This window comes from Candidatus Tisiphia endosymbiont of Myopa tessellatipennis (assembly GCF_964031105.1).
GTDB lineage: Bacteria > Pseudomonadota > Alphaproteobacteria > Rickettsiales > Rickettsiaceae > Tisiphia.
In genome coordinates this window covers 774328-797441 of record NZ_OZ035005.1, presented here as the reverse complement: position 1 = coordinate 797441, position 23114 = coordinate 774328, and the positions used below count along the sequence as shown (strand labels likewise).

Sequence of the window (23114 nt, the reverse complement as noted above, 5' to 3'; positions counted from 1 at the left end):
TCACGTTACTAGAAGTGATTATGAGCAGTTATTTTGAGTTATTAGATGTAGAACGAAAATATAATATTGACTTAAATATATTGGATCGCCAATATTTTGCTGCACAGTCAAAATATCATCCAGATAGAGCTAAAACTAACAATGCGAGGCAAGAAAATTTGGCTATCTCTATTGATATAAATAAAGCTTATTCAATTCTTAAAGATGATTTAGCACGAGCTGAGTATCTTCTACTTTTAAACAATATAGTCTTGGATGAAATAACGGTTAGGCAAGGTATCTCAAAGGAACAATTAAATGTTGTGTGGAGTGAATTAGAACTTGTTGAAACTACTCAAGAATTAACTAAGTTAGAGCATATGCTAAATAACAAAATCCTTGAAAAAGAACAACTTATTGAATCTCTAACTACTGCATTTCAAGATCAAAATATGCAAGACGCTCTTGATATTACCATAAAATTTAAATACCTTAAAAATTTAATTAATAATATTCAACTAAAAATCAAGTCATGCAAATAATAGAAATTAGCGAAGCTGGCTCTTCTAACCAACATGATAAGGATATAGCAGTTGGTATTGATTTTGGTACAACCAACTCATTGATTGCTTTATCAAATAAACAAATAATACAAATTATCATAGATGATCATGGCCGAGAACTTATACCATCAGTTATAGCATTTCATGGTAAAGACTTTATTGTGGGCAATGATAATATAATTAACAATTTTCGTTCTATTAAAAGACTTTTTGGTAAAAAACTATCTGATATACGCAACAACCCTGTTCTTTTTACTCTAGTGAAAGACTATATTGATTTAGATAGTGAAATTTTACGAATAAGGTTTGCTGGAAAATTACTGACGATTCCAGAAGTTGCCGGACAAATCTTTTTGTACTTAAAGAAACAGGCTACTCAAAAATTGAATTCGGAAGTCAAAAAAGCTGTAATAACCGTGCCAGCACATTTTAACGATGCTGCTAGAGGAGAAGTAATGCTGGCTGCAAAAATTGCAGGGTTTAGGGTATTACGGTTAATTGCAGAACCAACAGCAGCAGCTTATGCATATGGTTTAAATAAAGATAGTAGGGGGTGTTATTTAGTGTATGACTTAGGCGGTGGTACTTTTGATGTATCAATTCTAAATATGCAAACGGGCGTATTTCAGGTCATTGCCACTGGTGGAGATAATATTTTAGGTGGTGATGATATTGACCACTTAGTGATGAGGCATTTTTGTGATAAATATAAATTACTAGAATCTAGCGAGTTAATAAAATTAGCAAAAAAAGCTAAAGAAACACTTAGTGGTCAAAATAAATGTGCTATGATATACGAGGAGGCGACGCTATTGGAGTTAGATCTAGAGAATTTTGAGCAGTTAATATTACCATTGGTAGAACGTACAATAGATATTACCAAAGATACGCTAGAACATGCAGGAAATCCTAATATTTCAGGTATCATCCTTGTTGGTGGTTCAACTCGCATACCCTTAATTAGTAGAAGTTTAGCACAAACGTTTAATACTATTATTTTCTCGGATATTAACCCAGATAAAGCGGTAGTATGGGGAGCAGCCCTGCAAGCAGAGAACCTAACTTCGGCAAATGTTAATTCCTTATTAATCGATGTAGTTCCTTTGTCACTCGGTATAGAATTAAATGGTGGTATTACTGAGAAAATCATTCTTCGTAATAGCCCCATACCGATATCGGTTACTAAGGAGTTCACCACTTATGTAGATAACCAAACTTCTATGAAGCTGCATGTGGTACAGGGAGAGAGAGAAATGGTAGAAGATTGTAGGTCACTGGCAAAATTTGAACTAAAATTACCAATGATGAAAGCAGGAGGAGTGAGAGCAGAAGTAACATTTTCTATTGATGCAGATGGCATCTTGTCAGTGTCAGCTCTAGAAAGAAATAGTGGTATATCACATGCTGTTTCGTTAAAACCAAGTTATGGTTTAAACGAAAGTGAAATTACCGAAATTCTAGAAAATGCTTATCAAAATGCTGCTAGTGATCATAATAAGAAATTATTGCAAGAAACAATTATTCATACAAAATCTTTGATTTATAATATAGAAAATGCTATTAGAGAAACGCCGAATATTCTTGCAAAGAATGAAATGGAAAAAATTGATACTGCAATTAACACTCTGAAAGAAGCAATAGATTCAAATGATCGTGATTACATTATAGAATGTAGCAAAACTTTCGAGACTATAACAGAGCATTTCTTTTATGAAAGATTAAATAGTGCTACTTTAGACTTACTGAAAGGTAAGCATATTGATAAAATAAGATGATTGTTTTAAAAAAGAGGAATGATAATTAATGCCTAAAGTAATTTTTATTATAGACAAAGATGGTACGGAAAAAATAGTGGATGCCCCTCTCGGATTGTCTATTTTGGAAATTGCTCATCAAAACGACATTGATCTTGAAGGTGCATGCGAAGGATCACTAGCATGTGCCACTTGCCATGTTATTGTAGATGAGGAATTTTACCACAAATTAAAAAATCCTTCTGAAGCAGAAGAAGATATGCTTGACTTAGCGTTTGGTCTTACCCATACTTCAAGACTTGGTTGTCAGATTATTGTTAGTGAAGAACTTGACGGTATAAGGGTTCGCTTGCCATCTGCTACCCGTAATATTAACTTATAATTGAGTATATAGAGTGATACGTAAAATTTTGTTTTTTATTTGTTTAATTTACACCATAATATGGTTTGGCATTGCTTATACTATCAAAAGCAATATAGTAAATACTATAAAGAATTCAGAGACAGATAATACTAAAATATCTTATAGCCAAATCAAAGTTTCTGGCTTTCCTATTCGCTTTCAAATTCGTTTAGTCGAGCCAAAAATAAAATTTATCGATCATGTTAATTCTAAAGAAATATCTACTGAGGAAATGACATTTTTGTTTGATTTTAGTTTTAAAAAGGCTAGATTGATTTTAGGAGAACAAGGGATAAAACAACAAGAGAATTTTGATGGTAAATTAATAGAGTATAGTGTTCAGTCCAAGGAATATATTACAGCACTAGTTAAATTTAATAAACCTATATATAAATTATCCCATGGAGATAGTTTTAAATCTATCGTAAAGTTTCTGCAAGTTAACAATAAATTATTATCCTTCATTCAGGAAGATAAGGAAATTTTTAATATTGCTGATTTAGTTTTCCTAATCAATAAGGCAAAATCTCAGAACGGTGAAAATATAGCTCTACAATTACGTTTGTTGTACTCTGCGGGGGAAGATTTTTTTAATTTCAAAACAGCACAGCTTGATTTAGCTACACTGATCAATATTGCTACTAACCAAGGTAAAGATACAAATTCTATCAGAAATTTAAATATCGATCGTTTAGTTTTTTCTTGTGATGATAATGCCCAAGTAGATTTGGTAGGGTTCTTACAATTTTCTGATAGTAAGTTACCAAAAGGTAAATTATCTTTTGAATTAACTAATTACCATGATATCATCGATAAATTGATTCCTAACAATTTGTTATTACCTAAAAAAATGGTCAAAACTATCATTGAGAAAGCTGTTGATTCTTCTTTATCTGGAGTAGTTAAGACAGATGATAATGAATTAGCAACTTATGAAAAGGTGAAATTTGATATTGAGTTTTCTGATAATGGTATACATATAGGTTCAATTAATTTGCTTGAGTTTAAACTAGAGGATAGTAAAGTAGATGAGGCTATAGAAGAGAACAACACTGAAAGTTAACAAGAGTTCGATATAACTCGATAATCAAGTTTTTATTGAGTTATATAATTCATGGCAGTTTAAAAATCATGAAAAGAAGTCGAGAAGATGTCATCCCCGCGTAAGCTTTGCCTACGTGGATCACTAATGTCATTCTAGCAATGGTGCATAGGCGTCAACTTAAGAGCGTAATAATTGAACATGTATAAACAAATTAAACACAGCCGTCATAGCAAGGCTCGTTAGATGCCGTGGCGATCCAAATAAACAGCGAAGCTGTTTTTTAGAGTAACGCTTCGCGTATCTTAGATTGCCGCGTCGCCGCTTGCAGCGGCTTCTCGCAATAACGTTTAGGTTTGATTTACTTATACATGCTCAATCATTACGCTCTTAAGTTGACACCTATGAGCAATGGCGGGAATCTAAAGAAACAGACAGAAAAGGTGCTTTAGACATTCTAGATTTCGCTACCTGTGCGGGAATGACATAAACTACCATGAATTGTAGCCTTCAGAAAAAAACTTGATTATCGAGGATAACTTGTTATATCGAATTAATGGTAAATTTAAGGGGGTATTACTATGAAAAATGTTCAGGAAGTATTTTCAGATAGAACCTGTTACAAATTTTTGGATAAGCCAGTTGATAGAGCATTACTTGAAGAAATTTATAATATAGCAAAACTTGGTCCTACTTCAGCTAATTGCTGCCCTTTGAGAATTGTTTTTGTTCAGAGTTCAGCTGAAAAAGATAAATTGTACAGATGCTTAGTTCCAAGTAACGTTGAAAAAGTTAAGTCAGCACCTGTTACAGCCATTTTTGCTTTTGATACTAAGTTTTATGAATTAATGCCCAAGTTATTTCCTCATGATGCAAGTATAAAAGATTATTTTGCTTCTTTTGAGCAGATTGCCCTAGATACCGCAATTCGCAACTCATCATTGCAAGCAGCTTACTTGATGATTGTTGCGAGAAGTAAGGGATTAGCTTGTGGTTCTATGTCGGGGTTTAATAAAGACGCTATAAATAGTACTTTCTTTAGCAATTCAACTTATCAAGTAAATTTCATATGTAATATTGGTTACAAAGATGGTGATGCCCCTTTCCCACGGCTACCAAGACTCGATTTCAATGAGTGCTGTAAGATTACCTGAGCATCCGTAATGGAAGTCAATAAAAAAATAGTAACTTAACATACATTTAGCTACTATCGATGTTATTCCTACGTAGGTAGGAAGGCTTTATTGCGTGGATCAAAAACACCAACGTTAATATGGTACTTACAGAACCAAAAACGATGTCACCCCTACCCTTACAATTAACCTTAAGTTTTTATTGACAGGAAAAACAGGAGAAGTCAAGGGATTTGAGTAAAGTGATTACTATAGTTATCCTAAAAAAATCTAACCATATAGGTTATTGTAATATATCAAATATAATACTTTAAGCTGAACAATATTAAGATTATTTAAGTTAATCAATGTTATTTAGCAATAAAACATTGACTAACACTTACTCGTAAATGTCAATAAAAACTTAGGGCTAATTGTCAGCCCCTACCTACGCAGGGGTAACATTCACAACTGTTGAAAGTTAAAAATCGTCATCGCGACTCATCTTCGAGACGAAAAAGTGCTTGAAACGTCTAAAGAATCAGGTTTGCAGTGGTTTTGGCATGAAGTTTGTAGTCATGTAAACATCACTTTTCTACTTGACATACTAAAAATTAGTCAACATAATGCTTCTTATGTGTATTACCATTGTTTTGTTTCAAATAAAAACTCTTGTCATTAAAGTACACTTTTATCAGTATTTCTTTATTATAAAATTCCACAGGTGAAAAAATAATGGTATGGACCTCCTGATATACAGAATGAAAAGCAGTTGCTAATCTTCTAAAGTTAATATTAAAATAACAATCAGGAGGCTAAGATGGAAGTTACCACAATTGGTATAGATATTGCAAAAAGAATTTTCCAAATTCATGGTGTAGATAAAAATGGTAAGACGGTATTAAAGAAAAAATTAATGAGAGATCAAGTTTTAACATTTATGGCTAATTTACCAAAATGTTTGGTAGGGATGGAAGCTTGCGGCGGAGCTAGTTACTGGGCAAGAGAAATAACTAAATTGGGGCATACAGTAAAACTAATGGCAGCACAATTTGTCAAACCGTATGTTAAAACTAATAAAAATGATCAAGCTGATGCAGAAGCTATATGTGAAGCGGTAACAAGACCAAATATGAGGTTTGTACCAATTAAAACTGTAGAACAACAAGATATTTTGTCAATTCATCGGGTAAGAGAGAGATTGGTAAAAAACCGTACGGCACTTGCGAATGAAATTAGAGGATTATTACATGAATTTGGTTTTATTATTCCTCAAGGGATCAATAAGGTTGTAACAAAATTAACTGAGATTTTAGATGAAGGAAATTTGAGTCAGCTAGGTTACCAAACATTTAGTGAACTGAAAGAGGAATTTTTGGATAATGACAAAAAAATAAAAGAGATAGAAAAAAGATTAAAAATAATAGCTAGCAACTTAACTCAATATCAACGATTAACAGCTATACTTGGTCTTGGTTTAATTACTGCTACTGCTTTAATAGCATCAATAGGTAATGCTACAAGTTTTGAGAATGGCAGGCAATTATCGGCATGGTTTGGATTAGTGCCAAGGCAGCATTCCAGTGGAGGGAAAGATAAGTTGCTTGGAATTAGCAAGCGAGGTGATGTTTACTTGCGTACTCTATTGATCCAAGGAGCTAGAGCTGTACTAAATGCCAAGATAAGATTTACATCGGAAGAACAAAAATCTAAAAAAGATTTTAGCAAATTTACGCAGTGGATGTTTAATTTATCTGAGCGAAATGGACATAATAAAACAGTAGTTGCTGTAGCTAATAAACTGGCAAGAGTGGTGTTTGCAGTACTAAGGTCAGGGGATGATTATGTAGAGAGTAAAGTTTGTAGCACAGAGCTATTATAATTAACATAAAATAAATAGTGGTTTATTAATTAATAGGTAAACAAAGAATATGTAAGAGATTCCAACCCGGAATATGCGTGAGATAATAATATTGATGGTAAATAAGACAAACCTTAGCTTACAAAGAAACTGATGACTACAATGGCTCTTTGAAGCCGATAAAATGATAAGTATATAGTTTGTAAGCCAGCGAATTCCATCAGGGCTGTAGGATAAATTATACATAATTTATTAACTATAAGCCGGATACATGTATGCATTTGCATTTTTGCTATTAGATGTTATTTTTTTCTTGCATTTTACAGGAGGTCCATACATGTAGTCAGTAACGAGAATTTAATTCTACACTCCACTCGTCGCATAATACTCACGTTCTATAGCATAATTTCTGCTCATATTTATCTCGAAGATGAGTCGCAATGACGGTTTAGGGCTTACAAAGCTCCTCGCGACTTATCTTCGAGAGGGAGAAGTGTTTGAAGAGGTAGGAAAGTAAGGTTTATAAGGATTTTGCTATAAGATTTGTAGTCATGTAAATGATATTTTTTATTTGACAATGCTGGAATTTAGAGATATAATCTCTTTCATGTATATTACAACTGTTCCAAATAGAAATTCTCGTCCTGCAATATTGCTTCGTACCTCTTATCGCGAAGACGGGAAAGTATTAAATAAAACCCTAGCTAACTTAACTAACTGGGATGATTTACGCATTGAGGCTTTTAAGAAGATGCTGAAAGGTGAATTTGATGGTTTAGATGGTGTTCCTGAGGTTGGTGAAAGTTTTGGGACTATTTTTCTACTAAAAAGAATTGCTGATGAAATTGGTATTACTAAGGCTCTTGGTACTAGAAGCAAAGAAGCTTTATTGAGTCTATTTTTGGTTTTAGCACGCTTTGCTCACCAAGGGTCTAGACTTTCCAGCGTGAAATGGGCGAAATCGCATGCGATATCTGATGTATTATCTGTCGATTCATTTGATGAAACCCATTTATATCAGGCTCTAGAATGGTTAGAAGAGAACCAAGAAAAGATCGAATTAAAATTATTTAAAACTTATCAAAAGAAAAATAACAAGCCGCCTGTTATGCTTTTATATGACGTCACTTCCAGCTATTTCGAAGGAACAGAGAATGAACTTGCGGAATATGGGTACAATCGGGATAAAAAGAAGGGTAAAAAGCAAATAGTGATTGGTCTATTAACTGATGATCATGGCGAACCTTTGGCTGTTAGAGTTTTTAAGGGTAATAGTGCTGATCCTTCTACCATTTATGAGCAGATTGAGCTAGTAAAATCTAATTTTGGTATTAAGAATATAGTCTTTGTTGGTGATAAAGGAATGATTAAGAGGACAGGCAAAGAAGGATGGGACTATATTACAACCTTAAGTAAAGTTGAGATTGAAAGCTTAAAGAAAAGCGGAGTTTTGCAATATAGTTTTTTTGAAGAACAGCTATGCGAAGTAACCAATAATGGCAAAAGATATATTTTAAGGAAGAATGGTTCTATAGCCCGAAAAGTTGAGTTTGATAGGAATAACCGAGTTGAAAAATTGGTTGCAAAGATTGAAGAGCGTAATATATATGTATCAACCCATAAGAAAGCAAAGCTAGAACTTGGTTTAAATAATATTCAAAAAATTGCCAAAGAATGGCGGATAGATAAATTTATCAACCTAAAATTAGACGGCAACCAAATAGTGGTTGAAATTGATCAAGATAAGAAAAAAGAGTTGTTTGCTCTTGATGGTTGTTATGCGATTGAAACACAGATTGAAATTAAACTGATGAGTAAAGAATTGGTTGATAAAGCTTACCATAATTTACATGAAGTAGAATTGAATTTTAGCAGTATGAAGACAGGATTACTCGAGGTAAGACCGATCTTTTTAAGGAAAAGCAACAGAACGAAGGGACATGTATTTGTTTGCATGTTGGCATTAAAAATATGGCACTATATGAAAAATAAGTTGAAACAAGGTTGTGGCGTAACCAAGGATGGTAAATATAATGTGACCATTGAGGAAGCATTAAGAGAGCTGGATAAAGTATGTTTTTTATATTACACAATCAAGGGTTGCAAAGTTGCAAGATTACCAAAATTAAGCGAGTTTCAACAAAATTTATTCAATTTATTTGATTTAACGATGCCCCAAATGACAAAATCTGCAAAATGATAAAATAATGGTATGGATCTCCTGATATACAGAATGAAAAGCAGTTGCTAATCTTCTAAAGTTAATATTAAATATTAAAATAACAATCAGGAGGCTAAGATGGAAGTTACCACAATTGGTATAGATATTGCAAAAAGAATTTTCCAAATTCATGGTGTAGATAAAAATGGTAAGACGGTATTAAAGAAAAAATTAATGAGAGATCAAGTTTTAACATTTATGGCTAATTTACCAAAATGTTTGGTAGGGATGGAAGCTTGCGGCGGAGCTAGTTACTGGGCAAGAGAAATAACTAAATTGGGGCATACAGTAAAACTAATGGCAGCACAATTTGTCAAACCGTATGTTAAAACTAATAAAAATGATCAAGCTGATGCAGAAGCTATATGTGAAGCGGTAACAAGACCAAATATGAGGTTTGTACCAATTAAAACTGTAGAACAACAAGATATTTTGTCAATTCATCGGGTAAGAGAGAGATTGGTAAAAAACCGTACGGCACTTGCGAATGAAATTAGAGGATTATTACATGAATTTGGTTTTATTATTCCTCAAGGGATCAATAAGGTTATGACAAAATTAACCGAGATTTTAGATGAAGGAAATTTAAGCCAGCTGGGTTATCAAACATTTAGTGAACTGAAAGAGGAATTTTTGGATAATGACAAAAAAATAAAAGAGATAGAAAAAAGATTAAAAATAATAGCTAGCAACTTAACTCAATATCAACGATTAACAGCTATACCTAGTCTTGGTTTAATTACTGCTACTGCTTTAATAGCATCAATAGGTAATGCTACAAGTTTTGAGAATGGTAGGCAATTATCGGCATGGTTTGGATTAGTGCCAAGGCAGCATTCCAGTGGAGGGAAAGATAAGTTGCTTGGAATTAGCAAGCGAGGTGATGTTTACTTGCGTACTCTATTGATCCAAGGAGCTAGAGCTGTACTAAATGCCAAGATAAGATTTACATCGGAAGAACAAAAATCTAAAAAAGATTTTAGCAAATTTACGCAGTGGATGTTTAATTTATCTGAGCGAAATGGACATAATAAAACAGTAGTTGCTGTAGCTAATAAACTGGCAAGAGTGGTGTTTGCAGTACTAAGGTCAGGGGATGATTATGTAGAGAGTAAAGTTTGTAGCACAAAGCTATTATAATTAACATAAAATAAAATAAATAGTGGTTTATTAATTAATAGGTAAACAAAGAATATGTAAGAGATTCCAACCCGGAATATGCGTGAGATAATAATATTGATGGTAAATAAGACAAACCTTAGCTTACAAAGAAACTGATGACTACAATGGCTCTTTGAAGCCGATAAAATGATAAGTATATAGTTTGTAAGCCAGCGAATTCCATCAGGGCTGTAGGATAAATTATACATAATTTATTAACTATAAGCCGGATACATGTATGCATTTGCATTTTTGCTATTAGATGTTATTTTTTTCTTGCATTTTACAGGAGGTCCATACATGTAGTCAGTAACGAGAATTTAATTCTACACTCCACTCGTCGCATAATACTCACGTTCTATAGCATAATTTCTGCTCATATTTATCTCGAAGATGAGTCGCAATGACGTTTTATAGACGTATATGTCTATTAGCGAGCGAACGTATGTGAGCGTGGCAATCCATTTTGCTAAAAACATGATTTTAATCTTTTAAAATCATGTTTTTAGCTTTAGAAAGGTTTAAAATGCATTCGCAAAAGCACTTTAAGAATGCATTTTTCCTTATATTAAAGCCAATTCGTGATAAGAATTAACTAATTCTTATCCTGATGGGGTATGACCCCAAAACTTTAATACTATCTGATAGGACAAACTTCTCTAGGACGGCTATTGTTCCTAATAGCAGGACGAGATGGATAGGTATTTATTGATTCTCTAATGGTATTAACTTTTTGCTTGACTTCCTCAAGATCCATTGTTTTTGCATGAGCTTGGCGTAATGTTGTTCCTATGTTTTTAGATTCTTCAGCGGTAAGAATTGCCTCACCTTTTGCCATTTTAATTAAATTATCCACAACGAAAGCTCCACAATCTTTACCATTTTGTTGTTGCTTAGTGTGTAAATCTACTATTTTAGCACTAGGACAAACTTCTTTAATCATATTTACTAAATCCACTCTTGGATCTATATTTGTTCCCATAGGATCATTATAGGTAAACACTATACCCCCCTCCTTGTCTTTAGTGATTGCTAAACTAACCCAATGTTCGTGTCCAGTATTAAGGGGTATAATAACCGCTTCCTTGTTATTTGCTATTAAATCACTATATACAGCTTGATCAAGAGTTTCCTTTAATAAACTTTCTTCTTCTATAGAAGCATGAGTAATAATAGAAACCTTTGTTTGATCTACAGCCGCTTTTAATACATTGCTAATATCATCTTCGTCATATAAATAATCTAGTTTAGTTAATTTGCTACCCTCAGGCAATGCATGTTCTACCTTATTTTGTCTAGCTGATACCCCCCTTTCATTTGCTACTTGCTGAAGGGTATTAGTAATTCTTTTAGCATTTTCTTGTTTATACTCATTTAAATTCTCTTGCATATCCTTAATAGTTAAGCTGTTGATTCCAAGAACAGTTCCCCTTTGTTTAACTTCAGCAACAATATCAGCCCTTTTCCCATGACCTTGAGCTAATGGGATACAACCATTAGTCAAATTTTCGACCGAGCCTCCTTGAGTTATAGTATATTTAGCCTGTTTGGCAATATTCTGAAGTCTCAATGGATCAGATAGATCAAAATATATATCAATAGGGTTTATTTCTGCTGTATTAAGATCTTTCTTGAATTGTTGAGATAATTGTGACACGTAATGCTCTAGTTTTTTAGCCCCACCAATTTTATCTTTTAAAATTTCCTCAACTTCCAGCTTAATACCTAATTGTTGGTTTGGGTCGTTGATACCAAATTTGGTCGCAATAATATTAGCCACATCATCTACAGATGAAGGATTGCTGGCTACTATAACTCTAGTATTTTTGCCTAGTTCTTTTGTAGCAAGCATAACCTCAGTCAATCTTTCTTTATTAGGCAATTTCCCTGACATTAATATGTTAGGAGACCTTTTTAGAATTTTCGACTCTATTAAATTTGTAACTGGGATATAGGGAATGTAAGAAGTTCTTTTTTGCTCTACATGTCTGTGAGTTACCGCATTAGCTCGGTCGTTAGCATTTGCAAAAAACACGTGATTGACCTGTGCAAGAAGAGGTGACCAGTAGTTATAATATGGCAAAGTTTGATTATGTGCATTATAATTACCAAAGGTAAAACAAGTTTGAATACCTGATTTTTTTAATGCTGCTAAATCATCTGTAACAACTATAGGTTTTTCCATGTTTGAATTATATTGAATATTAAGTATAGGCGTTTCTCCTTGTTTAACTTCATACAATATTTCACTTATTATATTATCCTTATTTAGTTTGCCATTTTGAATGTTATATTTAAGTTCCCTAGTTGGTATGTTTAAGTCAGAATTAGCCACTATAATATTTTGCTGAGTATCTTGACCTACATGACCATTAATATTAAATAACCTTACCTTATTTTCTTTTTTACCTGTTTTTGCCATACATACTCCAAAGTCATCATATCTAATGACTATCATCTTAAACGAAAAAACAAGTCTATACAAATCAATTATATATCTAATTTACAGATATAGTTGCATAATAATCTCACCCCCTTTAATAATATACTATATATAAGCCTGCACTAATATATTATTTAATTGGTAGAGGGATAGTTAGATGGTAATAGTAATTGCCTATGGAAATAATTAGGTAAAAATAATGCATTGGCATGATGTTGACGAAATTGCTATAAGTTTAGAAAAAAATTATTCCGATGAGGATATATCTGAATTAACACTAAAAGATCTTGAGGACTTAATAAAATCATTGAGTGATTTTGATGACCACGAAATTGAAACAAATAAAGAAGTGTTAAAAGAAATTCTCGAGGCTTGGAAAGAGATTAAAGATAGTAATTTTGAAGATTAATATATACTCTTCTGCTTTGAAGAAGAGCTATCACAAATACTTGCGAAGAATGTACGTACTTGTACCTCATGTAGTTCATCTATAGCTAACCTAAAGTAAGGTCTATCTAAGATACTCTAATAGATAGACCTTACTTTAGGTTAGCTATAGAATCTAAATAATTTACAGAAATAACTTGATTTTTTTGGGGAGATAGGGCATTATCTGCGTTAAATTGAAAGAAGGGGCGGTTAGCTCAGTTGGTAGAGCATCCCGTTTACACCGGGACGGTCGGGAGTTCAAGTCTCTCATCGCCCACCATATATCTCTCGGATTTCAGGGTTTTTATCATTGCAATAAATTGCAATAAAAAGTCTGTATTCCCGTCGCATGCCGTTTTTTCACTAAAGTTGCCGGAATACGAGTATAAAAAATTTCTCTCTTTAACGAGTGTTTTGAGGGAGGAAATGTTACAAAAGTGTTAAAATATACACCTAGTCCCCTTACCCCTTAGTTTGTTACCCCCGTCGTGTTAGATATTTATTATATAGTTTTTATTTTTAACGTTTTTGATATATACCTAGTAATATTGGTTCTTGGAAGATAATAATTTTATGATAAGAAAAGTAATTATATTTACTGTTATTGCTATTTCGTTGTTAGTATGTACTATAGTAGTTGCGGTGAACTTTGTTGATTATAGTTCCGCTAGTAATAGTCTTGTTAATGAATTAAAAATTTCTCCTCAGAATCTAAAAAAAATTAAAATAATTAAATTTCCCATACCTTATTTGATTATTGATCACATAAAAGAGGAAGGGAAATTAGAATTAGAAAATATAGAAATTCACTTTATCCCATGGTCATTATTAATTTTCAGACCAAGAATTAGTGCTGTAACCGTATATAGTGCCACAATATATTCAGATGAACAAGATTTTGACATTATAAACCATGATAGGCTAGTTAGTGCATTTATAACAAATGATATAATGGATATAAATTTTAATGTTAAAAATCTGAGTATTCTAAATAAAAATAACCAACCTATTCTTACTTTAAATAATTGCTCTTTATTTAAAAATAACTCTATTGCTAATAGCACTTCATTCAAAGGGGATGGAGGATATGTAGGAAAATTATTTGGGTTTTTTGAAAAAAAGACCAACCAAATAAATTTCGATCTTACTATCTCTAATGATGATTATAATTTTCACTTGCTAGAAACCTATATAGACTCTAAACTAATAAATGGCAAAGCAGAATATTTAATACAAAATTTAGCTGATATATTACATATTCTAGTGCCAGATTTAGATTCTTTATTTAGAAGATTTAATCAGAATGAAAAGGTAAATATAAAATTTGATATCTTACCTACTGGACAACTGCTCAAGCTAGAAAATGTAACCATAGACTCTAATTCGCTTGTAGGTAATGGAGGGGTATATTTGAGCAGAAGTGACAATGTTACTAGTATAATAAAATTATATTTCCCTAAAATAGACGTAAAATCACTTATCACTTCATCAAACAATATTAACCAATTTAGTGATTCAGTTTTTGGATTAAGACTTATCTTTGATAATAAATCAATCATGACGAATGTTTTAGTTGACCAAATAATATTAGGTAACGATGAGATATTAAATAATACTAAACTTTCATTTAATTTAGATAAAGGGGTATTAGTGGTCAATGATTTTTCTGGTACAATAAAATCCGGAGGAAATTTTCAATTGATAGGTAATGTAACCCAAAACTCAGTACGAAGTATATTTGATGGCACAATTCACTTGCAACATAATGACCTTAATTCTGTGTTAAATACTTTAGGTTACAAACAAGCAGCTAGTAAAAAACCTACAGCTTTTATTTTATCTTCAGATTTAAAACTAACTTTAATAGATGTCTATTTACAAAATCTTATGTTAAAAACTGACAACACTAAAGTTACAGGTAATATTACTGCTAGATTTATTGGTTCTATGCCGCATTTTATAGCGACCCTTGACTTTTCCTCGATTGATTTAAATAGAGACGATTACCCGATAATCTCACCAATGATCAAATTTGCTAAAAGTTTGTCAGAGAATATGAAAGATGACTCATACTTAACTAAATATATTCCAATTAGGACAGCTGATTATTTAGGTAATTTTGATATTACTATAAATGATCTGCTTATAGGAAATAATTCATTTGGCAAAGCATATATTTTAGCAAATGTCTCACCAAGTAATATTGGAATTAGTAATCTTGATATAAGAAGCAATAGTGATTACATCAATCTTAGTGCTAGTTTGTTAGCAAGTAACATTAAACCGCAATTAACAGTTACAATAAATGATGGCTCTCTTAATGTTAACTTTTTAACCCCTAAATCTTTACTTAATCTGCGAAATAACTTATTGAATGAATTTGACGTAGAAAAAAAAATAGAGTTAAAATTAAATTGTGCATTATCAAAAATAATTCAGAATGATCTAGTATTACAAAATGTTAAACTTGCTTTAGCAAATAATAATGCTTTATTTAAGATCGATAACCTTGAAGCAAATCTACTTTCTGGTAAATTAAAAGCAGAAGGTAATATTTTATTAAATCCATATACTCTGAACTTTGTTTATGCACTTAATTCTATTGATTTAGCTCAATTATCTAATGTTTTGCCAAGAGGATTACTAGACAATTACGGTGGAATGAGCATAAATGGAACAGTTGCTACTCATGGCAATAGTTTAAAAGAATTATTGTATGAGCTTAACACTCAATCAGAATTTGTAGTAAAAAATGCCAAGATTAGTAACTTCTCTGTTGATTCATTGATAGAAAAAATTAATAATAAAGACTATAGTCTAAAGTATTTAAAAGATGATTTAGCAAAATCTATGTATCAGGGGCAAACTGAATTGAATAGTTTGCGTGGTAATCTTCAGTTAAAAAATGGAATAGTTACAATGAAAGACTTAGTATTTAATACAAAATATGCTAGCGGAGTTGCATCATTAGCTATAAATATATATAATTTGGATATGGTATTATCTTCAATATTATCTTTCTATATAGTAGACTTAAATCCTAATATAAATAATTCTAGTAATCAAAATACTCCTATAAATTTTACAATAAAAACCTCAGGCACTATATTAGATCCCATAAAAACGTCAGATGAGACTGAACTAAGAAAGGCTTTAGAGAACAGAAGAAAATCCACAATTAAAGGAGAATAAATGTTATTATTAAGAATTCTAAAAGATTATAGGCTATTCGAAATATTGGTTCTTGGGGCAATTAGTGGCATGCCACTAGCTATATTATTCACTAGCTTAGTTGCTTGGCTTAAAGATTCTAATATTGATATTGCAATTATTACCACTTTTGCCGTTGCAAGACTATCCTATTCGCTAAAAGTTTTTTGGTCTCCTTTGGTAGATTATTTTAATATACCATTATTAAAGAAATTTGGTCATAGAAAAAGTTGGCTGATACTTTGTACTATACTAATATCTTTAGTACTATTCACTATGAGTACAATTTTACCTAATGAATCATTAACTTTACTATATTTTCTTACTATCTGCCTTGGTTTCTTGTCAGCAACATTTGATATTAGTGTTGATGCACTTAGGATAGATAAATTTGATCAGGAAACCCAAGCTATAGCGAGTGCTACGGCAGTATTAGGCTATAGACTTGGCATGCTGATTACTGGAGCTGGGGCTTTGTATTTTGCTGAAGCCACAAGTGATTGGTCAGCTACATTTGTGGCTATGAGTATAATTTTTGTTGTAGCAACAATTTTTATAATTACTGTCAATGAACCTACATTATTACGAGAAAGTGTTGATATTTTATCTTTATTGTCACTAACAAAAATAGTAATTAACCCTTTTAAGGACTTCCTTGTTAGGAAATATGCCGTTACTATTTTACTAGCAGTAATATTCTTTAAATTAGGCGATGCTATGCTTGGTGTAGTATGTATGCCATTTTATATGGAACTTGGTTATACAAAGGGACAGATAGCACTGATTACTAAATTTTATGGGGTACTAGCTACACTTGCTGGGTCTTTTGCTGGTGGAATAGTTGTATACCAACTTGGAAATTTTAGAGGACTGATTATAACGGGAATTATACAAAGTATCACGCATTTCGCATTTATTTGGTTAAATCATCAACCAGTAAGTTCTGAAGCTCTCTTCATTGCTATTACTATAGAAAATTTTGCTGGAGCTATGGGGACTACTGCTCTTGTTGGGTATGTTAGCATATTGTGTAACAAACAATATTCTGCATCGCAATATGCTTTGCTCAGCAGTAGTGCTAGTTTATTTAATAACACAGTCACCGTTTATGGTGGTAGTCTAGTAAAAATGTTGGGTTGGGATAATTTTTTTATCTTAACAATAATTCTAGCCTTGCCAGGACTTATAATATTGTTCTATCTTAATAAAAAGATTTCTAAAACGTAAAATTATGTTAATACGATTATTGCTATTTTTTACTTGTGTAATAACATTCAGTACAAACCTACGTCCTGTTTATGCTGCAAAAAAACTTGTGTCTTCGCCAACTCAAACAAGTCTTGTCGTAGATTACAATACTGGTAGAATACTGCACGATAAAAATTCTACTACTAGAATATATCCGGCTTCATTGACAAAATTAATGACCTTGTATTTGTTATTTGAAGCGGTAGAATCTGGCAGGTTATCAATGAATCAAAGATTATATGTTTCAAAAAATGCAGAGAAAATGTTGCCCTGCAGATTAGGGCTTAAAGAAAAAGAAACTATTACTGTAAGAGAAGCTATTTTAGCTCTAATTATTAGATCAGCAAACGATGCAGCTATGGTAGTAGCTGAAAATATTAAAGGTACTGAAGAAAATTTTGCTCGTTTGATGAATATTCGTTCTAGACAACTTGGTATGAAAGATACTTATTTTAAAAACGCTTCTGGATGGCATCATCCTTGTCAGAAAACTACGGCTAGAGATCTTGCTAAACTATCTATAGCTATTAAGCGAGATTTCCCTAAATATTATGCTTTCTTCTCTAGAAACAACTTTGTTTTTAGAGGCAATATTGTACGAGGACATAATAAAGTAAATGAAACTTATGAAGGAGTTGAAGGGTTGAAAACTGGTTATACCATTCCAGCCGGCTATAACTTGATTACTGCAGCAACTAGACAAAATAAATCTTTGGTTGCTATTGTTACTGGTGGTAAATCTGCTGAGTCTAGAAATATGCAAATGGTAAAACTATTAGATACCCATTTTGACCAGCCTAGAAATAATAAGACTATGGTTGATAAATTGATAGTCAAGACAACAGTACCATCAAGAACATATGGTAAGAAAACAAAATCAACTAAAGTTGCTACAAATCTTAAAGTAAGAAACAGAAAAAAACTATAGAAATATTATGAAAAATGTTGCTGTAATTATTTCAGGTTGTGGATATTTAGATGGGGCTGAAATCTTTGAAACAGTTTTTACATTATTGGAACTTGATAAGCATAATGTAAATGTAAAAATTTTTGCTCCTAATAAAAATCAATATTATGTGATTAACCATCTAACTCAAGAAAAAATGTTAGAGGAACGTAATATATTGGTTGAATCAGCACGCATTGCTCGTGGTAAAATCCAACCATTAAATCAAATACGTGCTGAAGATTTTGATGCTTTAATATTACCGGGTGGGTTTGGTGCTGCACTAAATTTGTCTGATATAGGACTTAAAAATGAAAATGCTACAGTACCAAAAGACTTACAGGAAATAATATTAGACTTTTATAATTTATCAAAACCAATTGGAGCTATATGTATTGCTCCTGCTTTACTTGCTATAGTCTTAAGAAATCATACAAAAATTAAGGTTACCCTTGGAGAATCAAATGATCTGATAAATAAGCTAGGAGCAACAGGAGAAACTTGTAATGCTCAAGATATAGTCGTGGACGAAGATAATAGATTGGTTACTACTCCTGCTTTTATGTTAAATGCTCCTTTAACACAAATACATAAAGGTATTAAGGGTTTAGTAATTAAAGTGCTGCAAATGTGTACTAATATCTGAAATGTAAGCTATTTCATAAAAGACAATTGGTATTAAATAAGGAAGATATAAGCCAATATGAATAGATTAATACAAGCAGATGAGGTGTCTCAAACTCGTCTAACTAGAGAACAAAAAGAGGCTGTCGGATTACTTTCAATCGGTACATTTCTAGAGTATTTTGATCTGATGCTCTATATACATATGGCGGTAATTCTTAATGAGCTTTTTTTCCCGAAATATGATCCCTATGCAGCACAATTACTTTCAGCCTTTGCTCTTTGTACCACATATTTATTAAGACCTATTGGGGCGTTAATTTTTGGATGGATTGGTGATACTATAGGACGTAAAGTAACTGTTATTATTACCACTTTTATGATGGCATTGTCTTGTATTATTATTGCTAGTTTGCCAACTTATGCTGAAATAGGTATTACTGCTGCTGTGATTGTGTCAATATGTCGTATTGTGCAAGGTATGAGTTCCATGGGAGAAAGAATAGGGGCAGAATTATATTTGACTGAAACTATAAAACGTCCACAACAATATATGTCTGTAGCATTAATAAGTTTTTTTGCTGTATTAGGGGGGACCTTTGCTTTGGGCGTAGCATTTATTTCTACCTCTTGCAACTTCAATTGGCGTTATGCTTTTGGGTTTGGTGCATTGGTTGCGTTAATTGGTTCAGTAGCTAGAACAACTCTACGAGAAACACTAGAATTTGCTGACGCAAAACGACGAATGAAAATGATTTTTGCAGATATTAATGAGAATTCTAGTATATTGGAAAAGAATCCTATTTGGATAGAAAAAGTTAATAAAGTAACAGCTTTATCTTTGTTTTTAATATACTGTGCTTGGCCAGTATGTTTTTATTTAGCATTTATTCATTGCGGAGAGATTCTTAGAAATAATTTTGGTTATACGGTTGAACAAGTTATTTATCAAAATTTCTTTGTTTCAATAGTAGAAATGTTAGGGAATTTATCATTGATATATTTAGGTTATTACGTGTACCCCCTAATGATTTTAAAAATTAGAATAGTAATTTTTTGGGTTCTTATTCTAGTTTGCCTATACTTATTGAATCATGCTAAAACACCTTTTGATATTTTCCTGTTCCAAGCATTTATTATATTGATTATACCTAGTTTAACACCAGCCCATTCAATTTTATTTATATATTTCCCTGTTTTTAAACGCTTCACATATGTTAGTTTTTTATATGCTATATCTAATACTATTATGTATATTATCACATCTTTTGGGCTTATTTATTTAACAAAATATTTAGGTAATTATGGATTGCTGATTATTATAATTCCAGTCATGATAGGATATAGCTTTGGCATATTGCATTTTGAAAAATTAGAGAAAGCAGCTGGAAACTATCCGAAAAAGAAAAAATGGTTTCTCTTAATGAATTAGGTGGTGTCTATTAAAAAAGATTTAATTTTTGTTGGTGTAGTATCATCAGTACACGGAGTGCAGGGTAATGTTTACGTCAAATCTTTTACTATGCCAAATACTAATATCATTAAAATGAATTTGGTGGATGAATTAGGAAAAAAAATTATCCTTAAACTCATTAGTCAAAATTCTAAAGGTGATATAATATGTAGATTTAACAAAATTAATAATAGGACATTAGCTGAAGGATTAAAGGGATGTAAGCTTTTTTGTCATAGGCACGATTTCCCTTCATTAAGTGAAGATGAATTTTATATTGAAGACTTAAGAGGCTTACTGGTACTAGATACCAATTTGGTGGCTATAGGAAAAATTACAAATGTTTTTAATTTTAAAGCAGGCGATATCATTGAAATCGAGTTTGTCAGCAATAAAAAAGTAGAATTATTTCCTTTTAATAAGCAATTTTTCCCAGTAGTGACGAAAGAGCATGCTATTTTAGCAAAGATTTAACTATAGCAATTAGTCCTCATTACGTCGTTCTGATCTCTTTCGGTCATTAGGGTTTAATACTGCCTTACGAAGCCGGATTGATTTAGGAGTAACTTCTACTCTTTCATCATTTTGGATATAGCTGATAGATTGCTCTAATGTCATAATGACTGGTGGGATAAGACGCATAGCTTCATCTTTGCCAGAAGCTCTGACATTTGATAATTGTTTGGCTTTCAGAGGATTTACCTCTAGGTCATTATCCCGATTATGTTCGCCTATAATCATTCCTTGGTATACTAGTTCATTAGGGTTTATAAACATTTTTCCACGCTCTTCAAGATTCCATAGAGCATAGGCAACAGATTCACCATCCCCATTAGAAATTAACACTCCATTACGTCTTCCTTCAATAAGCCCTTTATACGGACCATAACTATGAAAAACACGGTTCATAACACCTGTACCTCGAGTTTCGGTTAGAAACTGACCGTGGTAACCAATAAGACCGCGTGATGGTCCTAAAAATGTGACTCTAGTTTTACCGCCACCAGATGGACGCATATCAGTCATTTCTGCTTTACGTATTGCTAAGGATTTAACAACAACTCCAACAAAATCATCATCAACATCAACTTGGATTTCTTCAATTGGTTCTAATCTTTTTCCCTGTTCATCCTCTTTGAATAATACACGTGGTCTGCTGATTGATAGTTCAAAACCTTCACGTCGCATAGTTTCAATTAATATTCCTAATTGTAACTCACCACGACCTGCAACTTGAAAAGCATCTTTTTCTTCCGTTTGACTGACATGTATTGCCACATTACTTTCGATCTCTCTCATCAATCTATCACCTAAAACTCTTGATGTAAGCTTTGATCCTTCCCGTCCAGCAAGAGGAGAGTCATTTACTCCAAAGGTCATAGATAATGTTGGTGGATCTATAGGTAAGGAAGGGAGTGCTATCATTATTTCAGGGTCACAGATAGTATCAGCTACCGTAGCGTTCTGAATTCCAGCAATAGCAATGATATCCCCTGCATATGCTACATCGACAGCTACGCGTTCCAATCCTCGGAATGACAGTATTTTACTTATTCTAGCATTTTCAATTACCATATTATCACGATTAAGTACTTTAACATTTTGGTTGATCTTAACCGTACCGCTCTGCACTAAACCGGTAAATACACGACCAAAATATGAGTTATATTCTCTAGTAGTAACAAGCATAGAAAAAGGCAGGCTGCTATCAGCAACAGGAGCAGGTACATGAGATACTATCAAATCAAAAAGAGGAGAAAGATCTTTTTGCTGATCTTCTAGATGGAGCGATGCCCAACCGCTACGTCCCGAAGCATAGATAATTGGGAAATCTAGTTGTTCATTAGTTGCCTCTAATGCCATAAATAATTCAAATACTTCATCAACTACTTCACTTACTCTTCTATCAGGACGGTCGATTTTATTGATAACAACAATTGGTTTCAAACCAAGTTTTAGAGCTTTTGACAGCACAAATTTTGTCTGGGGCATTGTACCTTCAGAAGAATCAACTAGTAATACAACTCCATCTACCATAGTAAGAATGCGTTCTACCTCACCACCAAAATCAGCGTGACCAGGAGTATCAACTATATTGATACGGATATTTTCCCACATAAGGGAGGTACATTTGGCTAAAATAGTTATACCACGTTCGCGTTCAAGGTCATTTGAATCCATAGCACGTTCTGCTACTGCTTGGTTTTCTCGGAAAGTCCCACTTTGTTTAAGCATATTATCAACTAGAGTAGTTTTACCATGATCAACGTGGGCGATAATGGCAATATTGCGAATAGCAAACATCAAAAACCTTTAATATATTTTTAGATGTGCATTATAGAGCAAAATATATCAAATTGGAATAGAGTTCTTGTGTTATAGTGAATTCAGTTGAATTAGCAACAACGTTGCTCATCGTTAGAAACTCTAGGAACTAAATCACCTGAAAAAATTAAAAAAATAGTAGAAGAAACTGTAATACATTTTTTAACTTTAGCTATGCATTTAAAAATACCAACAGTAACAAAACAAATTATTACATTATGTTGTCAACATTTATCTATACCTCTACACGCAGGGCAGTTTAAAAGTCCCAACTAATGATAGAAAATACTAAATTATAGAAATAAATAGTTGTCATCGCGAGCCACAAAGTGGCGCATAG

18 protein-coding genes and 1 tRNA gene are annotated in these 23114 nt (G+C 32.5%); 17 read left to right on the top strand and 2 right to left on the bottom strand.

The window, feature by feature from the left end; all coding sequences use genetic code 11:
* Positions 1-20: 20 nt before the first annotated feature.
* The 9 genes from hscB (at position 21) to AAHN03_RS03890 (ending at position 10075) form a co-directional block, all read left to right on the top strand.
* Positions 21-521, top strand: a complete 501-nt coding sequence (gene hscB / locus AAHN03_RS03930; protein WP_342278215.1) for a Fe-S protein assembly co-chaperone HscB — start codon at positions 21-23, stop codon at positions 519-521.
* Entirely contained in the window at positions 512-2317 is a 1806-nt protein-coding gene (gene hscA / locus AAHN03_RS03925) for a Fe-S protein assembly chaperone HscA (RefSeq protein WP_342278214.1), read from the top strand. The genes hscB and hscA overlap by 10 nt, the downstream gene beginning before the upstream one ends.
* A 28-nt stretch (positions 2318-2345) precedes the next feature.
* Positions 2346-2678, top strand: coding sequence for a ferredoxin family 2Fe-2S iron-sulfur cluster binding protein (locus tag AAHN03_RS03920; protein ID WP_341751628.1), 333 nt, complete (start codon positions 2346-2348; stop codon positions 2676-2678).
* 13 nt (positions 2679-2691) lie between these two features.
* A complete protein-coding gene (locus AAHN03_RS03915) occupies positions 2692-3762 on the top strand; it encodes a hypothetical protein (protein ID WP_342278213.1) in 1071 nt (356 codons plus the stop codon).
* Between the two features lie 560 nt (positions 3763-4322).
* A complete protein-coding gene (locus AAHN03_RS03910) occupies positions 4323-4895 on the top strand; it encodes a malonic semialdehyde reductase (RefSeq protein ID WP_342278212.1) in 573 nt (190 codons plus the stop codon).
* 478 nt (positions 4896-5373) lie between these two features.
* Positions 5374-5535 (top strand): hypothetical protein, encoded by a 162-nt coding sequence (locus AAHN03_RS03905; RefSeq protein WP_341762078.1) that lies wholly within the window; start codon positions 5374-5376, stop codon positions 5533-5535.
* A gap of 138 nt (positions 5536-5673) precedes the next feature.
* Positions 5674-6735: an IS110 family transposase gene (locus tag AAHN03_RS03900; protein ID WP_342278211.1), complete on the top strand. Its 1062-nt coding sequence runs from the start codon at positions 5674-5676 to the stop codon at positions 6733-6735.
* A 586-nt stretch (positions 6736-7321) separates the two neighbouring features.
* Positions 7322-8914, top strand: a complete 1593-nt coding sequence (locus AAHN03_RS03895; protein ID WP_342278210.1) for an IS1634 family transposase — start codon at positions 7322-7324, stop codon at positions 8912-8914.
* Between the two features lie 99 nt (positions 8915-9013).
* On the top strand, positions 9014-10075 hold the full coding sequence (locus tag AAHN03_RS03890; protein ID WP_342278209.1) for an IS110 family transposase: 1062 nt from the start codon (positions 9014-9016) through the stop codon (positions 10073-10075).
* 658 nt (positions 10076-10733) lie between these two features.
* Here AAHN03_RS03890 and AAHN03_RS03885 read toward each other — a convergent pair.
* Positions 10734-12518: a Ulp1 family isopeptidase gene (locus AAHN03_RS03885; protein WP_342278208.1), complete on the bottom strand. Its 1785-nt coding sequence runs from the start codon at positions 12516-12518 to the stop codon at positions 10734-10736.
* A gap of 220 nt (positions 12519-12738) precedes the next feature.
* Here AAHN03_RS03885 and iscX point away from each other — a divergent pair, with 220 nt between their 5' ends.
* The 8 genes from iscX (at position 12739) to rimM (ending at position 20923) form a co-directional block, all read left to right on the top strand.
* Positions 12739-12948 (top strand): Fe-S cluster assembly protein IscX, encoded by a 210-nt coding sequence (iscX, locus tag AAHN03_RS03880; protein ID WP_341747867.1) that lies wholly within the window; start codon positions 12739-12741, stop codon positions 12946-12948.
* 224 nt (positions 12949-13172) lie between these two features.
* A tRNA-Val gene (locus tag AAHN03_RS03875) sits at positions 13173-13248 on the top strand.
* Between the two features lie 293 nt (positions 13249-13541).
* Entirely contained in the window at positions 13542-16160 is a 2619-nt protein-coding gene (locus AAHN03_RS03870) for an AsmA-like C-terminal region-containing protein (protein WP_342278207.1), read from the top strand.
* Entirely contained in the window at positions 16161-17405 is a 1245-nt protein-coding gene (locus AAHN03_RS03865) for an AmpG family muropeptide MFS transporter (RefSeq protein WP_342278206.1), read from the top strand. It begins immediately after the preceding gene.
* 4 nt (positions 17406-17409) lie between these two features.
* On the top strand, positions 17410-18354 hold the full coding sequence (locus tag AAHN03_RS03860; RefSeq protein WP_342278205.1) for a D-alanyl-D-alanine carboxypeptidase family protein: 945 nt from the start codon (positions 17410-17412) through the stop codon (positions 18352-18354).
* Positions 18355-18361: 7 nt separating this feature from the next.
* Positions 18362-19018, top strand: a complete 657-nt coding sequence (elbB, locus tag AAHN03_RS03855; protein ID WP_342278204.1) for an isoprenoid biosynthesis glyoxalase ElbB — start codon at positions 18362-18364, stop codon at positions 19016-19018.
* A gap of 57 nt (positions 19019-19075) precedes the next feature.
* Positions 19076-20428: an MFS transporter gene (locus AAHN03_RS03850; protein ID WP_342278203.1), complete on the top strand. Its 1353-nt coding sequence runs from the start codon at positions 19076-19078 to the stop codon at positions 20426-20428.
* Between the two features lie 3 nt (positions 20429-20431).
* The gene (rimM, locus tag AAHN03_RS03845; RefSeq protein ID WP_341761628.1) at positions 20432-20923 is read left to right on the top strand and encodes a ribosome maturation factor RimM; all 492 of its coding nucleotides are present in this window, start codon (positions 20432-20434) and stop codon (positions 20921-20923) included.
* Between the two features lie 9 nt (positions 20924-20932).
* Here rimM and typA read toward each other — a convergent pair whose 3' ends face one another.
* Complete coding sequence (gene typA / locus AAHN03_RS03840) at positions 20933-22753, bottom strand: translational GTPase TypA (protein ID WP_342278202.1); 1821 nt, start codon at positions 22751-22753, stop codon at positions 20933-20935.
* Between the last annotated feature and the right edge of the window lie 361 nt (positions 22754-23114).

Excerpts from the sequence above, each read along its gene's own strand:
- hscB (WP_342278215.1), top strand. The coding sequence starts at position 21 with ATGAGCAGTTATTTTGAGTTATTAGATGTAGAACGAAAATATAATATT.
- hscA (WP_342278214.1), top strand. The coding sequence starts at position 512 with ATGCAAATAATAGAAATTAGCGAAGCTGGCTCTTCTAACCAACATGAT.
- AAHN03_RS03920 (WP_341751628.1), top strand. The coding sequence starts at position 2,346 with ATGCCTAAAGTAATTTTTATTATAGACAAAGATGGTACGGAAAAAATA.
- AAHN03_RS03910 (WP_342278212.1), top strand. The coding sequence starts at position 4,323 with ATGAAAAATGTTCAGGAAGTATTTTCAGATAGAACCTGTTACAAATTT.
- AAHN03_RS03900 (WP_342278211.1), top strand. The coding sequence starts at position 5,674 with ATGGAAGTTACCACAATTGGTATAGATATTGCAAAAAGAATTTTCCAA.
- AAHN03_RS03895 (WP_342278210.1), top strand. The coding sequence starts at position 7,322 with ATGTATATTACAACTGTTCCAAATAGAAATTCTCGTCCTGCAATATTG.
- AAHN03_RS03890 (WP_342278209.1), top strand. The coding sequence starts at position 9,014 with ATGGAAGTTACCACAATTGGTATAGATATTGCAAAAAGAATTTTCCAA.
- AAHN03_RS03885 (WP_342278208.1), bottom strand. The coding sequence starts at position 12,518 with ATGGCAAAAACAGGTAAAAAAGAAAATAAGGTAAGGTTATTTAATATT.
- iscX (WP_341747867.1), top strand. The coding sequence starts at position 12,739 with ATGCATTGGCATGATGTTGACGAAATTGCTATAAGTTTAGAAAAAAAT.
- AAHN03_RS03870 (WP_342278207.1), top strand. The coding sequence starts at position 13,542 with ATGATAAGAAAAGTAATTATATTTACTGTTATTGCTATTTCGTTGTTA.
- AAHN03_RS03865 (WP_342278206.1), top strand. The coding sequence starts at position 16,161 with ATGTTATTATTAAGAATTCTAAAAGATTATAGGCTATTCGAAATATTG.
- AAHN03_RS03860 (WP_342278205.1), top strand. The coding sequence starts at position 17,410 with ATGTTAATACGATTATTGCTATTTTTTACTTGTGTAATAACATTCAGT.
- elbB (WP_342278204.1), top strand. The coding sequence starts at position 18,362 with ATGAAAAATGTTGCTGTAATTATTTCAGGTTGTGGATATTTAGATGGG.
- AAHN03_RS03850 (WP_342278203.1), top strand. The coding sequence starts at position 19,076 with ATGAATAGATTAATACAAGCAGATGAGGTGTCTCAAACTCGTCTAACT.
- typA (WP_342278202.1), bottom strand. The coding sequence starts at position 22,753 with ATGTTTGCTATTCGCAATATTGCCATTATCGCCCACGTTGATCATGGT.